General features: G+C 71.8%; 12 protein-coding genes and 1 pseudogene. 7 read left to right on the top strand and 6 right to left on the bottom strand.

What is annotated here, in order from left to right:
* Positions 1-81: 81 nt before the first annotated feature.
* Positions 82-921 carry an ABC-2 membrane transporter-related protein gene (locus FRAAL_RS30685; RefSeq protein ID WP_011606569.1) on the top strand — a complete coding sequence of 280 codons (840 nt, stop codon included), beginning with the start codon at positions 82-84 and terminating at the stop codon, positions 919-921.
* 70 nt (positions 922-991) lie between these two features.
* Here FRAAL_RS30685 and FRAAL_RS23885 read toward each other — a convergent pair whose 3' ends face one another.
* The 4 genes from FRAAL_RS23885 to FRAAL_RS23870 form a co-directional block, all read right to left on the bottom strand.
* Positions 992-1,780 carry an enoyl-CoA hydratase/isomerase family protein gene (locus FRAAL_RS23885; RefSeq protein ID WP_011606568.1) on the bottom strand — a complete coding sequence of 263 codons (789 nt, stop codon included), beginning with the start codon at positions 1,778-1,780 and terminating at the stop codon, positions 992-994.
* 98 nt (positions 1,781-1,878) lie between these two features.
* Complete coding sequence (locus FRAAL_RS23880) at positions 1,879-3,027, bottom strand: thiolase family protein (RefSeq protein ID WP_041940940.1); 1,149 nt, start codon at positions 3,025-3,027, stop codon at positions 1,879-1,881.
* A gap of 64 nt (positions 3,028-3,091) precedes the next feature.
* Positions 3,092-5,269, bottom strand: coding sequence for a malate synthase G (locus FRAAL_RS23875; RefSeq protein WP_011606566.1), 2,178 nt, complete (start codon positions 5,267-5,269; stop codon positions 3,092-3,094).
* A 116-nt stretch (positions 5,270-5,385) separates the two neighbouring features.
* Complete coding sequence (locus FRAAL_RS23870) at positions 5,386-6,771, bottom strand: FAD-binding oxidoreductase (protein WP_011606565.1); 1,386 nt, start codon at positions 6,769-6,771, stop codon at positions 5,386-5,388.
* Positions 6,772-7,050: 279 nt separating this feature from the next.
* Here FRAAL_RS23870 and FRAAL_RS23865 point away from each other — a divergent pair, with 279 nt between their 5' ends.
* Complete coding sequence (locus tag FRAAL_RS23865) at positions 7,051-7,806, top strand: IclR family transcriptional regulator (protein ID WP_041939713.1); 756 nt, start codon at positions 7,051-7,053, stop codon at positions 7,804-7,806.
* Here FRAAL_RS23865 and FRAAL_RS23860 read toward each other — a convergent pair.
* Positions 7,711-8,832: an LLM class flavin-dependent oxidoreductase gene (locus FRAAL_RS23860; protein ID WP_011606563.1), complete on the bottom strand. Its 1,122-nt coding sequence runs from the start codon at positions 8,830-8,832 to the stop codon at positions 7,711-7,713. The two genes, FRAAL_RS23865 and FRAAL_RS23860, sit on opposite strands and share 96 nt — an antisense overlap.
* A gap of 87 nt (positions 8,833-8,919) precedes the next feature.
* Here FRAAL_RS23860 and FRAAL_RS23855 point away from each other — a divergent pair, with 87 nt between their 5' ends.
* Positions 8,920-9,687, top strand: coding sequence for a helix-turn-helix domain-containing protein (locus FRAAL_RS23855; protein ID WP_011606562.1), 768 nt, complete (start codon positions 8,920-8,922; stop codon positions 9,685-9,687).
* Positions 9,688-9,788: 101 nt separating this feature from the next.
* Here FRAAL_RS23855 and FRAAL_RS23850 read toward each other — a convergent pair whose 3' ends face one another.
* Complete coding sequence (locus FRAAL_RS23850; RefSeq protein WP_011606561.1) at positions 9,789-10,706, bottom strand: LLM class flavin-dependent oxidoreductase; 918 nt, start codon at positions 10,704-10,706, stop codon at positions 9,789-9,791.
* A 388-nt stretch (positions 10,707-11,094) separates the two neighbouring features.
* Between FRAAL_RS23850 and FRAAL_RS23845 the strand changes: the two genes are divergently transcribed.
* From FRAAL_RS23845 to FRAAL_RS23835, 4 genes and pseudogenes are all read left to right on the top strand, one after another.
* Positions 11,095-11,937, top strand: a complete 843-nt coding sequence (locus FRAAL_RS23845; RefSeq protein WP_011606560.1) for a metal-dependent hydrolase — start codon at positions 11,095-11,097, stop codon at positions 11,935-11,937.
* Between the two features lie 509 nt (positions 11,938-12,446).
* Positions 12,447-13,142 (top strand): annotated as a pseudogene (locus FRAAL_RS36200) (ice-binding family protein); the annotation flags it as partial.
* 568 nt (positions 13,143-13,710) lie between these two features.
* Complete coding sequence (locus FRAAL_RS34330; protein WP_197537223.1) at positions 13,711-14,019, top strand: hypothetical protein; 309 nt, start codon at positions 13,711-13,713, stop codon at positions 14,017-14,019.
* 175 nt (positions 14,020-14,194) lie between these two features.
* Positions 14,195-14,830, top strand: a complete 636-nt coding sequence (locus FRAAL_RS23835) for a class F sortase (protein WP_197537222.1) — start codon at positions 14,195-14,197, stop codon at positions 14,828-14,830.
* Positions 14,831-14,897 lie beyond the last annotated feature (67 nt).

The following is a 14,897-nucleotide window of genomic DNA, read 5'->3' as shown; positions in this document are numbered from 1 at the left end:
AAAGGGATATCGATCGATGGACGAGATGGAGCGGCGTTTCCTCCCCGCCGTGAACGGCGGGGTCTCCCTGCCGCAGTCCCGATGACCTGGTTCGCCTGGCGGCAGCACCGCGGGCAGGCGCTGTGGGCCGCGCTCACCGTCGCGGCCCTGTGCGCCCTCATGCTCCGGGTCGGGCTGCACGCCTCCCACACGCTCGCGCCGTTCCGGGCCGCCGGCTGCATCGGCCGGGGCCAGGACCCGAGCGAACTGCACGGCTCCGGCTGCGCGGGACTCGAGGGGTTCGGCCCGGACTTCAACTACGCGATACCCCTGTTCGAGCTCGGCGTCCCGCTGGTCGTCGCGGTCATCGGCGCCCTGGTCGGCGCACCCCTGGTCGCCCGCGAGTTCGAGCAACGCACCCACCTCGCCGCCTGGACCCAGTCCGTGCCCCGACGGCGTTGGTACACGGCGAAGGTACTCACCGCCGCCGCCGTGCTCGCCCTCACCGGGCTCATCGCCGGCCTCGCCAACGACCGGCTCCAGCGCCCCCTCACCGAAGGCGGCCTCACCAGCTCACGCTGGCCGTGGTTCTTCTCCGTCGGCCTCGCCCCGGTGGGGGAGATCCTGCTGTCCTTCGCCCTCGCCGTCGCCGCCGGCGCCTGGCTACGACGCACCCTGCCCGCCGTCGGCATCGCGCTGGTCGGGTTCCTCGTACTCCTGCTGTGCACCGGTCGGGCCGTCCAGACACTCACACCCACCAGCCACACCACCGGGCCCCGGCCGAGCGTCCCCCGCGACGGCTGGATCATCCACGGCAACAGCAGCTACCACCCCGCGAGCCAGTTCTGGCCGCTGCAGGTCACTTTCCTGATCACCCTGCTCGTACTCGCCACCGGCCTGCTCGCGTTCGGCTGGCGCGCCACCCGCACCCACGGCGCGTGAACCCCGCGCGGCCGAGCTCCTGTTCTGGCCGCAGCCGTTTCAGGAACCCGCCCGCCGGGATTCGAGTGGATCAGCCCTTGCCGTTGCTGGAGCGGGCCGCGAAGGCGCGGGCCCGCTCGGCGACCTCCGGTGAGGAGAAGGACTCGCTCTCGGTCGACAGGGCGTAGGGCAGCACCTTCAGGGCGGCGTGCTGCAGGTGCAGGTTGAGGGAGCGCTTGGTCTCCTGCAGCGCCTGGGCGGGCTGCCCGGCCAGCTTCTCCGCCAGCGCCATCGCCTCGTCCAGCAGCTTGTCGTGCGCCACGACCCGGTTGGCCAGGCCCAGCTCGACGGCGGTGGCGGCCGGGATCCGCTCGCCGGTGAACAGGTACTCCTTGGCCTTGAGCAGGCTCATCATGAACGGCCAGGTCACCACGCCGCCGTCGCCGGCGACGAGGCCGACGTTGACGTGGGTGTCGGCCAGGTAGGCCTTCTCCGACATCAGCACGATGTCGCAGGACACCGCGATGCTGCAGCCGAGGCCGACCGCCGGGCCGTTCACCGCGGCGATCACCGGCACGTGGCAGCCGAGGATGTGGTCGACCAGCAGCCGGGCGGTGCGCATGTTGGACCGGCGGTGGTCGAGGTCCTCGACGCAGGCCAGGAAGCCCGGCACGTCGCCGCCGGCGGAGAAGGCGCGCCCGGCGCCGGTGAGCACGACGGCGCGGACCTCGCGGTCGCGCATGACCTTCACCCAGACGTCGGTGAGCGCCTCGTGCAGCGCGTCGGTCATCGGGTTGAGCTTGTCGGGGTCGTTCAGCGTGATGACCCGGATCGGGCCGACCGACTCGTAACGCAGCAGGTCGTGGGCGTCGTCTACCACTGGGACTGTTCCACTTCGTGAGGACGGAAAGGGGGGTTGGGAGCCGGCCGCAGTCGCCCGCGGCTCAGAGCAGCTCCAGGGTCAGAGCAGCTCCAGGGTCAGAGCAGCTCGAGGATGGTGGCGTTGGCCTGACCGCCGCCCTCGCACATGGTCTGCAGGCCGTACCGGATGCCGTTGTCGCGCAGGTGGTGGACGAGCGTGGTCATGATCCGTGCGCCCGATCCGCCCAGGGGGTGGCCGAGGGCGATCGCGCCGCCGTTGGGGTTGACCGTCGCGGGGTCGGCGCCGAACTCGGCCAGCCACGCCAGCGGGACCGGCGCGAACGCCTCGTTGACCTCGAACGCGCCGATGTCGCCGAGGGACAGGCCGCTGCGCGCCAGCGCCTTGTGGGTGGCCGGGATGGGACCGGTCAGCATCATGACGGGATCGGAGCCGACGACGACGGCGGTGTGCACCCGGGCGATCGGGGTGAGCCCGAGCTCAGCGGCCTTCTCGCTGGTCGTCAGGAGCAGGGCGGCGGAACCGTCGGAGATCTGCGAGGCGTTGCCGGCCGTGACGACGCCACCGTCCGGGCGGAACACGGTCTTGAGCTTGCCGAGGGTCTCGACGGTGCCGCCGCGGCGGATGCCCTCGTCGGCGGTGAACACGCCGCCGCCCGGCAGGTCGAGCGGGGCGATCTGCGCGTCGAAGCGGCCGGCGTCCTGGGCCGCCGCCGCCCGCGCGTGGCTGGCGAGGGAGAACTCGTCGCAGTCGGTCCGCGAGAAGCCCCACTTCTCGGCGATCATCTCGGCGCCGACGCCCTGATTCGGGCGCACCCCGCCGCAGTACTCGATGAACCTGGCCGGATGCGGCTTGGCGTCGCCGACCGCGGACCCCATCGGCACCCGGGTCATCGACTCGACGCCGCCCGCCACGACCACGTCGTAGTGCCCGGCGATGAGCCCGGCGGCGGCGAAGTGGACTGCCTGCTGCGACGAGCCGCACTGCCGGTCGACGGTCGTCCCCGGCACGTGCTCCGGCCACCCGGCGGTGATCACCGCGGTGCGGGCGACGTCGAGGGCCTGCTCGCCGACCTGCGAGACGACCCCCCACACGACGTCGTCGACCAGCCCGGGATCGATCCCGCTGCGGGCGGCGAGCTCCGTCAGGACGTGCGCCGACAGATCGCCGGGATGGACCCCGGCCAGCGCCCCGTTCCGCTTGCCCACCGGCGAGCGCACCGCTTCGACGATCACTGCATCCCGCATGACCACACCACCCTGCCCATAGTCGTCCAAGTCTCCCTTACCGCCAGCGTCACACGTCAGGGCGTCACAGGCTCGCGGCCAGCGCCTTCGCCTCCCGGCGATGGGCGTGCAGGATCGGCTCGGTGTAGCCGTTGGGCTGCCGGGCGCCGTCGAAGACGAGGCTGGTGGCGCAGCGGAAGGCGACACCGTCGAAGTCCGGGGCCATCGGCCGGTAGGCCGGGTCGTCGGCGTTCTGCTTGTCGACGACGGCGGCCATCCGCTGGAGGCTGGCGTGCACCTGCTCCGGGGTGACGACGCCGTGGCGCAGCCAGTTGGCCATGAGCTGGCTGGAGATCCGCAGGGTCGCGCGGTCCTCCATCAGCGCGACGTCGTGGATGTCGGGCACCTTCGAGCAGCCGATGCCCTGGTCGATCCAGCGCACGACGTAACCCAGGATCGACTGCGCGTTGTTGTCGATCTCCTGCTGGCGGTCCTCGGCGCTCCACGCGCTCGGGTCACCCAGCGGGATCCGCAGGATGTCGGCCAGGTCCGCGCGGGGCCGTTCGGCCAGCTCGCGCTGGCGGGCGAAGACGTCGACCTGGTGGTAGTGCAGCGCGTGCAGGGTCGCCGCGGTGGGGGAGGGCACCCAGGCCGTCGTCGCGCCGGCCCGGAGCTGGCCGATCTTCTGGGTCAGCATGTCTGCCATCAGGTCGGGCATCGCCCACATGCCCTTGCCGATCTGTGCGCGCCCCGACATGCCGGCCGCCAGCCCCTGGTCGACGTTGTTGTTCTCGTAGGTGGTGATCCAGGTCTGCGTCTTCATGTCGGCCTTGCGCACCATCGGCCCGGCCTCGAAGGAGGTGTGGATCTCGTCGCCGGACCGGTCCAGGAAGCCGGTGTTGATGAACACCACCCGCCGCCGCGCCGCCTCGATCGACGCGGCGAGGTTCACCGTGGTGCGGCGTTCCTCGTCCATGATCCCGATCTTGAGGGTGTCGGCGGGCAGGCCGAGCAGCTTCTCGACCCGGGTGAACAGGTCGACGGTGAGGGCGGCCTCGGCCGGGCCGTGCATCTTCGGCTTGACGATGTAGATCGAACCGGTGCGGCTGTTGCGCCGGGCCGCGTCCGCGCGCAGGCTCGGCAGCGCCGCCAGGGACGTGATGATCGCGTCGAGGATGCCCTCGAACACCTCCGCGCCGTCGGCGTCGAGGATCGCGTCGGTGGTCATCAGGTGCCCGACGTTGCGGACCAGCAGCAGCGCCCGGCCCGGGAGCAGGATCTGCCCGCCGTCCGGCGCGGTGAACGTCCGGTCCGCGGCCAGCGCGCGGTCGAACGACGACCCGCCCTTGGTCACCGTCGCGGTCAGGGTGCCCTGGTTCAGCGCCAGCCAGTTCGCGTAGGCCGCCACCTTGTCCTCGGCATCGACGGCGGCGATGGAGTCCTCGAAGTCGACGATCGTGGTGAGCGCGGCCTCGAGGACGACGTCCTGCACCCCGGCGGGGTCGCCGGCGCCGATCGCACCGGCGCGGTCGATGAGGATCTCGACATGCAGGCCGTGGTGGACCAGCAGGATTCCGCTGGGGGACGCCGCCGCGCCGGTGTAGCCGCGCAGCGCCGAGGGGTCGGCGAGGCCGGTCGTCGTACCGGTGGTCAGCGTGACGACCAGCTCGCCGTCGACGACGGCGTACTGCGCCGCGTCGGCGTGGCCGCCCTCGCGCAGCGGCGCGACCTCGTCGAGCAGCGCCCGCGCCTGGGCGATGACCTTCGCGCCGCGGACCGGATTGTAGGGCCCGTCGCGGTGCGCACCGTCGTCCTCGGCGATCGCGTCGGTGCCGTAGAGCGCGTCGTACAGCGAGCCCCAGCGGGCGTTCGCGGCGTTGAGCGCGTACCGGGCGTTGAGGACCGGCACGACGAGCTGCGGACCGGCGGTCAGCGCGATCTCGTCGTCGACGTTCTCGGTCGCGATCTCGAACGGCTCGGGCTCGGGCCGCAGATAGCCGATCTCGACGAGGAAGTCGTGATAGGCCTGCGCGTCGTGCCCGCTGCCGGCGCGGGCGCGGTGCCAGTCGTCGATCTTCCTCTGCAGCTCGTCGCGCTCGGCGAGCAGGGCCCGGTTGACGGGCGTGAGCGCGGTGAAGATCTCCTCGACGCCCCGCCAGAAGGCCGCGGGCTCGACGCCCGAGCCGGGCAGGGCGGCGGTCTGCACGAACTCGTGCAGGCTCGCCGCCACCTGGAGAGCGCCGATCTGGATCCGTTCGGTCATCGTCTGTCCTTGTCGTGTGGTTGCGGTGCCGAGCGGCGTGGTCGGAATGTTCGGCGCGGTCGGGAGGTCTCGCGTGAACGGGGCCCGGGGCGGTCGTCCGCCGGCGGCCCTCGCCGTCAGGGAAAGATCGCCCCGGGGTTGAGGATGCCCAGGGGATCGAGCGCCCGCTTGATGCGCAGGGACAGCTCCATCACCTCCGGGCCGAGCTGGCCGGGCAGCCAGGCCTTCTTGAGCCGGCCGACGCCGTGCTCGCCGGTGATCGTGCCGTCGAGCGTGAGGGCGAGGTCCATCACCTCGCCGAAGGCGAGTTCGGCGCGGCGGGTCATGTCCTCGTCCGCCGGGTCGAAGACGATGAGGGGATGGGTGTTGCCGTCGCCGGCGTGCGCGATCAGCGCGATCGTCAGCGCACGGTCGGCCGCGATCGTCTCGATGCCCTGGACGAGCTGCGGTAATCGCGGTAAAGGCACGCCGACATCCTCGAGCAGCAGGGCCCCGCGCCGCTCCACCGCGGGGATGGCTGCCCGGCGCGCGGCGACGAACGCCTCGCCCTCGCCCGGATCGTCGGTGGCCAGCGTCTCGGTGGCGCCGCTGGCCACGCAGGCGTCGTTCATGATCGTCATTTCTCGCTCGGCGGCGAGATGTTGGCTGTCGGAGCGGGCCACGAGCAGCGCGGCGGCGCCGCGGTCGAGCCCCATGTGCAGGACGTCCTCGACGGCATTGATCGACGTCTGGTCCATGTACTCCAGCATCGCGGGCCGGATGGCGGACGTGATCGCCAGGATGGCCGCGGTGGCCGCCTCGGTGGTGGGGAAGGTGGCCACCAGCGTGCTCGACGGCGGCTGGGCCGGGATGAGCCGCAGGGTGGCCTCGGTGACGATGCCGAGCGTCCCCTCGCTACCGACGAACAGCTTGGTCAGCGACAGCCCGGCGACGTCCTTGAGCCGCGGGCCGCCGAGGCGCACCGCCCGCCCGTCCGCGAGCACGACCTGCAGCCCGAGCACGTAGTCGGTCGTGACGCCGTACTTCACGCAGCACAGGCCGCCGGCGTTCGTCGCGACGTTTCCCCCGATCGAACAGATCTCGAACGACGACGGGTCCGGCGGGTACCACAGCCCGTGGGCCGCGGCCGCCGCCTTGACCTCGGCGTTGAGCAGGCCCGGCTGCACGACGGCCATCCGGGTGAGCGGGTCGACGCGCATCGCGCGCATCCGCTCCGTCGACAGCACGATGCCCCCGGTGACGGCGGTGGAGCCCCCGGACAACCCGGTGCCCGCTCCCCGCGGCACCACCGCCACGCGGTGCCGCGCCGCCCACCGGACGGCGATCTGGACATGGTCGGTCGACTCCGCGCGCACCGCCGCGAGCGGCTGCCCGGCCAGCGGGTCCGCCGCGCGGTCACGGCGGTACTTGTCGAGCTGGTCCGGATCGGTGACAACCACCCCGGCGGGCAGCGCGTCGACCAGCTCGGCGAGCTCGGCGATGGTGACGTCCTCCACAGTCACAGGGGCCAGCCTTTCCGAGGGGAGGGTCCGCCCGCGACGTCGCGGGCGACCCTGTCAGCTTCCACCATACGGAAAAAGAAATCTGTATCGTGATACGAACGTAGGGCGGTACCGCCGCCTCGGTCAAGGCGGTCGACGATGTGCAGGCGGGCGTGCGGGCGATGCGCAGGCCGCGTGCTGGCCGTCCGGGCCGTGAGGGGGCCATGACGGTGGAGTGCGAGCCGGGTGTGGGTGCCCGGGGCCGATGTCCGGCCCGAGGTGAGAGGAAGGCGTGTGGGGATGCCGGTCGAGCAGCGTGCGGCGGGGGTGCAGTCGGTCCAGCGTGCCCTGGACATCCTCGAGGTGGTCGAGGCGGCGGGCGGCGGCTGTTCGATCAGCGCGATGGCCACGGCGACCGGCCTGCCGCTGCCGACCATCCACCGGCTGGTGCAGACCCTCACCACCCGCGGCTACCTGCGCCGCCTGCCCGACCGCCGGTACTGCCTGGGTTCCCGGCTGGTCCCGTTGGGCGCCGGCGCGAACGCGCTGCTCGGCGAGCGGGCCGCCCCGGTCCTGCGCGCGCTCGCCGACGGGCTCGGCGAGTCGGCCAACCTCGCGGTCCTGGCCGGCGAGCGGGCCGAGTACGTCGCCCAGGCCCCCGGGGTGTACTCGATGCGCACCTTCACCGAGGTGGGCCGGCGGGTCCCCCTGCACTGCACCGGCGTCGGCAAGGCGCTGCTGTCGACCCTCGGTGACGACGAGGCCCGCGCCATCCTGGCGCGTTCGACGCTGTCCACCCACACCGCCACGACCATCGTCGAGGTCGACGCGCTGCTCGACGAGCTGGCCGGCATCCGCGCCCGCGGCTACGCGCTCGACGAGGGAGAGATGGAGGTCGGGGTGCGCTGCGTCGCGATGCCGGTGTCCGTGCCCGGCATGGCGCCGATGGCGCTGTCCGTGTCAGGCCCCGCGGCGCGCATGAGCGACGACCTCGCCGGCCGGGCCGCGCCGGCCCTCGTCCACGCCTGCGCCGCCCTCGCCACCGCCCTCACCTGAGCCTGAACCACCGGCAGCCCGCCGTAGGAGCGGGAGGATGTCGGCGAGCCGTTCGAGCTGGTCGCGGGCGGCCCCGAGGTCGACGGTGCCGAGCCGGCAGACGAGGTGGCGCGCGCCGGCGGCGATGTAACCCGCCAGCCGCGCGACCACCTGCGCCGCCGGTCCGGTGATCACGGCCTGGATGGCCTCGAGCTCGCGCAGCCCGAGCCCGTAGTTGGCCTGGCTGTAGGCCGCCAGGGTGTCGCGCCCGCTCGCCACGGAGTCGGCGATCAGCACCGACGCGAACAGGGCAGGCGTGATCGTGTTCGGCCCGCGGCCCGCGTCGGCGGCCGCCGCTCGTACCTGCGCCAGACCGCTCCGGTAGTCCGCCCGGTCGGGCGGGTAGGGCAGCCACCCGTCGTAGCGCCGGCCGGCGCGGATGAGCGCCGCGGGCGCGGCGCCGCCGAGCCAGATCGGCGGGCCACCGGCCTGGCTGGGCGCCGTGGCCGGCGGGATGTCGTCGACGTGCAGGACGTCGCCGTGGAACGAGGTCGGACCGTCGGCGGTCCACAGCCGGCGCCACAGGGCAACTGTCTCGTCGAGCCGGGCAAACCGGTCGGCCCAGGGAACCGCGGATAGGTCGTGCAACGGCCGGCCGAAGCGGCCGGGAAAGGCCGCGCCCACAGCGACCGTCAGCCGTCCGCCGGACAGCAGGTCGAGGGAGGCGAGGGTCTGCGCCGCCTGCACGGGCCGGCGCAGTACCGGCAGGAGGGTCGCGGTGCCGAGAGTGACGCGGTGGGTGACCGGTGCCACGGCGGCGAGCATGGTCAGCGCCTCGATGCGCGGACCGAGCAGCGAGTCGTTGACCCACAGCGAGTCGTACCCGAGTTCCTCGGCCCGGACCGCGAAGTCGACGAGCTCACGTGGGTCGGTTCCCGCGCCCCACTGGGCCTTTCCGACCGGGACGAGCACGCCGAGGCGGATGCCGGTCGGTTGCCTGGCATCGTTCGGCTGCCTGTCATCGGTCGTGCAGCTGTCATCATCCATGCGCCGCATGGTGTCCGCGGCGGTGACGGGCGGCAATTCCCCGGGAGGAATGGCCGGCGGTCGTTCCCGGGCGGTACAACGAGGCTCGTGGACTTCCCGCGGGCGCTGCGTGAACGTCGGCTTCGTCGGCGCCTCAGCCAGCTCGAACTGGCCGAGCGGGCGGGGACCACCCAGCGGCACGTCAGTTTTCTGGAGAACGGCCGGTCGGAACCGGGCCGGGCCATGGTCGTCCGGCTTGCGGAATCTCTCGACCTGCCGTTGCGGGAGCGCAACAGTCTGCTGCTCGCCGCGGGCTATGCCCCCGCCTATCCGCGCACCTCGTTGGACGACCCGCCGCTGGCGCCGGTGCGCGCCGCGCTGACGCACGTTCTGACCGGGCACCTGCCCTACCCGGCGATCGTCGTCGACCACCACGGCGACCTCGTCGCCGCCAACGAGGCCTTCGCCCTCCTCGCCGACGGCGCGGCGCCGGACCTGCTCGGGCCCGGCGCCAACGTCTACCGCCTCGCGTTGCATCCCGCGGGGCTCGCGCCGCGCATCGTGAACCTCGCCGAATGGTGCCGGCACATCCTCGACGGCATTCACGCCGAGATCCTGCGCAATCCCGACGACCGCCTCGGCGATCTCCACGCCGAACTCCGCCGGTACGTGCCGGCCGAACCGCTTCGGCCAGATCATCTCGGCTTCGCCGTTCCTCTGCACCTTCGCTCCGCGGGCGGGGAGCTGCGGCTCATCAGCACAATCACCACCTTCGCCACGGCCGTCGACGTCACCATCGCCGAACTGAAGCTCGAGGCCTTCCTCCCCGCCGACCAGCCCACCGCCACCCTCCTGCGCCGCGCGGCCGCCCGGTAGCGGCCCCGGCGTGACGGCGCTTCCTGCGGGGACAAATCGGGGTTGAAGCACGGCGGGAAGTGGGTCATCCGCGACACTGCTCTGGCTGGCCTCGGGTCTGGCTAGCCTCGGGCGACCGCCTCGCGGACGGCCGGCACGACCTCGCCCGCCCACGTTCCGAGGGCGAGGTCCGTCGTCGTATCGTCCTGGACCGGGAAGTAGACGAATCCGCCGGCGCCGGATGTCAACACGGCCGCGGTGAGCTCGTCGACCCACTGGGTGACCGAACCACCGATCCAGCGGCCGGCATCGTCGCGGGTGGCGGCCAGCGGCGCCGCGGTGAAGCGGCCGGGCAGATTGTAGATGGTCGCGATCTGCGCGGGATCCCGGCCGGCCGCCGCGGCCGCCGCGTCGATGAGGGGGCGCGAGCGGGCCACCCGGGCACTGCGCCAGTCGGCGGCGTAGCCGGGCAGCCAGCCGTCGGCGAGCCGGCCCGTGACCGCCAGCGACATCGGGCCGCCCGAACCCGTCCAGATCGGCGGGGCCGCGACGGACGCCGGAACGAGGCCCGCGACCTGGTAGAACTCCCCGTCGAAGGTCACCGGGTCCCCGCCGCCGCAGAGTGCCTTCACGACGACGATCGCCTCCTCCATCGCCCGGACGGCCTGCGCCGGAGAACGTCGGGGGAGGCCGAGCCGGGCCATGTCGTCCCACAGGCCGCCCGCCCCGATCCCGAGCGCGACGCGCCCGCCCGACAGCGCGGACAGCGCGGTGACCGTCCGGGCCAGCATCGGCGCGGGTCGGCTCGGCACGTTGGTCACGTTCACCGCCCCGGTGACCCGCACCGTCCGGCCCAGGACGACACCGAGGACCGCGTAGGCGTCCAGCCGGTCGGCGAAGTACGGATGATCCGACAGCGTGACCAGGTCAAGAGCGTCGCGATCCGCCTGCGTCGCGTGCGCGAGCAGGGCGTCCACCTCGCCGACGCCGGTCTCGAGGCCGAATCCGAACAGCACCTTCTCGTGAGTCACGGCGTTCACGCCTCCATTCCTGTCCTGTCGGTCGCGGGCCTCGGCCCGGTGGTCATGATGTCCCGCCGAGATCGGCGAGCCCGGCCCGGCCCGGCCCCGCGTCGAGCGTCGAGCCTCGGCGCCGACCGTCGAGCCTCGGCGCGGCCCGGTCTCTCACTCTCGGCCTCGGCGCGGAGTACAGGAAGGCCGGGCCGGGGCTGGTACGGACAGGGCCACTCTTGGCGGGCTCGGATCCGGAGCACGCGGCAGCGACGGTCGTGGGCACCTACCGGGCCTGTGCAGCGAGATCCGCCTCCCGCGGCCCCCGAGTGTCGGATCATTGTCGGCGAATCGGACGTCGAGATCACGATCCGCTCCCGGGTCGTACCGTCCGTGCTCGGAAGGGTCTGGTGTGGCTATGCGTGTCCGTTCGCCGGAATTCGACTTCACCGACGTCTCGCCGCGCTGGGGCGCGAATCTGGAGGCTGTCCACCTGGTCAACGCGCAGGGCATCATCCCGGCCTACATCGAACCGTTCCTCATCAAGGTGATGCGCCGCGCGGCCGAGGAGCTGGATCCGCTGGTCGACGCCGAGCTGCTGCGGGACATCGACCTGTTCAACCGGCAGGAGGGCCAGCACTACCGGCTGCACCGGGCGTTCAACGCGATGATCCGCGACGGCGGTTACCCGGACATGACCGACTATGAGGCCGTCTTCGAACGGGACTACGAGCACTTCCTGCGGACCAGGTCGTTACGCTGGCTGCTCGCCTACTGCGAGGGCTTCGAGACCATCGGCTCGACCGGCGCGGAACTGTGGGTCGACGGCCTGATGGAGGCCGAACTCGGCGCCGCGCCGTCACCGGCGGTCGAGCTGTGGAAATGGCATCTCGCCGAGGAGTACGAACACCGCACGGTTGTGAACCGCGTCTATCACCGCCTTTACGGCCGCCCCCGGCTGTTCGCGTGGTTGTACCGGGCCCGGGGCATCGTCACCGCGTCCCGGCACCTGAACCGGCGCACCTCGCCGCTACGGCGATATCTGCTGGACACCGACCGCCGCACGATGACGGACGAGCAGCGTCGGCAGTCGCAGGAGCGGGAGGCGGCCACCGCCAGGAGACTCGGCGCGGCGAACCTCCGCCGGCTCGCCCGCGCGTTCTCCCCGTTCTACGACCCGGCCACGACGCCCCCGCCCGCGGGTCAGCAGGCCACCCTGGCCCGCTACCCCGCGGCCGCCGGACGGCCGACGAACACGTGATCCCGACGCCGGGGCCTCGGATGGGTGGCAGAGTCGCGCCGCCCTGACCAGCGGGACACCGCCGCGGGCAGCCACGGGCTCAGCCGGGGGCTGATCGACCTTCGAGGTTCGGACGGAGCCGCCGCGGAAATCGAAGAAGTGATCGATGGGGTGCCTCGGCCGGCGGGGCCGAGGCACCCGCCACGCTCGCCGGGGCGACCAGCTCGCCTGGCTGCACGAACGGACGCTGCGCCACACCAGGCGGCCCGGGGACCTCCTCGCCGACCAACCGGCGGTTATGCGGATTCCGGCGGACCCCGGCGACCGTTTCACTGCCAGTCGCAGTCCATGCGTGTTGTCGCTGGAGGGTGGCCGGTTGTCTGCCGGGCGTCGGAGTCGCGGCCATTCGCCCTCGCCATCCCATTCTTATTCCTCCCGTATCCAGGAAATTCCTGTCCTCCTGATCCGCTGGACACGCCGTCGCCCAGTCGAGTTGCAATAACCTGGCTGTTCGCCGTGAGAGTCTGCCGGTGGAGCGGGGATCTGTCGGTAAGGGGACATCTGTGATCGGTACACCTCGCACAGGGTTTGTGCGCGGATGGCTCGCTACAGTACTTGCCGCCGGAACCGCGCTCGTCATAATATTTCTTACCGGACTGGTCGGGACACCCGCGGCATCGGCGGCCCAGCCTGTCGTCGGGTTGGGAACCGCCACGTCATTCGCGGTTCTGGCGGGTGCGACCATCACCAATACTGGACCCTCGGTCATCTCGGGTGATCTGGGCCTGAGCCCCGGCACGGCGGTCACCGGATTTCCTCCAGGCATTGTGATCAACGGCGCCCGGCATGTGGCCGATGCTGTCGCCCTCCAGGCCAAGTCGGACCTCACGACGGCCTACAACGATGCGGCTGGGCGGACGCCGGCCATCGCCGCGCCCAGTGATCTCGGTGGCCAGACCCTGGTCCAAGGTGTGTACAAAACGGCTGCCGCCATGGGCGTGACCGGCACGGTCACGTTGGATGCACAGAACGATCCGGACGCGGTGTTCATCTTCCAGGCGGGATCGACCTTGATCACTGCACCGAACAGCACCGTCGCGCTCGTCAACGGCGCCCGGCCCTGCAACGTCTTCTGGCAGGTCGGAAGTTCGGCGACCCTGGGAACCAACACCACCTTCGTCGGCAACATCCTGGCGTTGACCTCGGTTACGGTAAAAACCAGATCCACCGTCGCCGGCCGGATCCTGGCTCGTAACGGCCAGGTCAGTCTTGACACCAACACGGCCACGCGCTGGGGATGCCTGCCTCCCTCGACCCCGACGCCGACTCCGACGGTCGCGCCGACGCCGACTCCGACGGTCGTGCCGACTGCGACTCCGACGGTCGCGCCGACTGTGACTCCGACGGTCACCCCGACTGTGACTCCGACGGTCACCCCGACTGTGACTCCGACGGTCGCGCCGACCGCGACTCCGACGGTCGCGCCGACTGTGACTCCGACGGTCGCGCCGACCGCGACTCCGACGGTCACCCCGACGGTCGCGCCGACTGTGACTCCGACGGTCGCGCCGACCGCGACTCCGACGGTCACCCCGACGGTCGCGCCGACTGTGACTCCGACGGTCGCGCCGACCGCGACTCCGACCGTCGTACCGACGGCGACGCCTACGACCACGCCAAGTCCATCGATTACTCCGACCCCGACCATGCCAAGGGGCGGAGGCTTCGGCGGTGGCGGATTCGACCTTGGAGACATCGGCGAGATCTTCGGTCCGGGTGGCTCCGGTGGCTCCGGTGGCGGTGGGGCGGGCGGCTTCGGTCCCGGGGGTGGCGGCGCCGGGGCTGGTGGTGCCGGGGCTGGTGGCATCGGGGCTGGTGGTGCCGGGGCTGGTGGCATCGGGGCTGGTGGTGCCGGGGCTGGTGGTGCCGGGGCTGGTGGCATCGGGGCTGGTGGCATCGGGGCTGGTGGTGCCGGGGCTGGTGGTGCCGGAGGCGCCGGCACCGGTGGTGAGGTCATCCCCGCGGGGCATCCGGAGACAGGTGCCGGGGGAGCGGCTCACACGAGTGGCCGCACGCAGCTGGCCATCGGCGCGATGGCCGTGATGGGAGCCGGCCTCGCGATCGGGTTCGCCGGCCGACGGCGCCGTGAGCTTCTCACCGATGACGGTTCGAGCCAGGACGGGGTGAACGGCGGTAAGCGGGACGGCGATGAATGACCTCCGCCCGGGCGACGGAGGCCGTTCGGCGCCGGGCGTGGCGTTGGTGGGCGCTCGCCGCTGTGCTCCTGCTCATCGCGGGAGGGAGTTTCGAGGCGGGCCTGCGCGGCCATCGAACCGTTCTGGAAGGCTCGGAGGAATCCTCGGCCGCACGGCCGCCTGAGGCCACCGACAACAGGGGGAACGGACGGCGGGCCGTGAGTACGGCGGTCCGCTCGACTCCGGTCGCGTTGCGAATTCCGGCCATCGGGGTGGAGGTTCCGGTGTCCGCGCTGGGGCTCAATCCCGATCGCACGGTGCAGGTACCCACCGATTTTCGGGAACCGGGCTGGTTCCGGCTCGGGCCCTCGCCCGGGCAGGTGGGCTCGGCGGTCATCCTGGGTCACGTCGACTCGCACAGCGGTCCGGCGGTCTTCTTCCGGCTGCGGTACCTGAATGCGGGTGACCGGGTCGACGTGACATTGGCCGACGGCGCGATCGCGCACTTCGAGGTCAACGCGGTGAGGACGTATCCGAAACGACAGTTTCCGGCACGCCAGGTATACGGATCGCATGGCTACAGTGCGCTGCAACTCGTCACCTGCGGAGGGGTGTTCGACACCCGGACCCACAGCTATCAGTCCAACGTCGTCGCGTACACCTCACTCGTCTCCATCACCACGGCAAGGGCTCCGGGGATGACCACCCCCAAGAACTAGTCCCCAGCAGGCGGCCGTTCTGGTAACGAGTGGTCCGGAGTTCTCGATGCGGACCATCACCGACGGC

Origin of the sequence: Frankia alni ACN14a (genome assembly GCF_000058485.1) — a bacterium.
GTDB lineage: Bacteria > Actinomycetota > Actinomycetes > Frankiales > Frankiaceae > Frankia > Frankia alni.
Note: the sequence above shows the minus strand (reverse complement) of the source record. Positions and strands in the feature narration are given on the sequence as shown.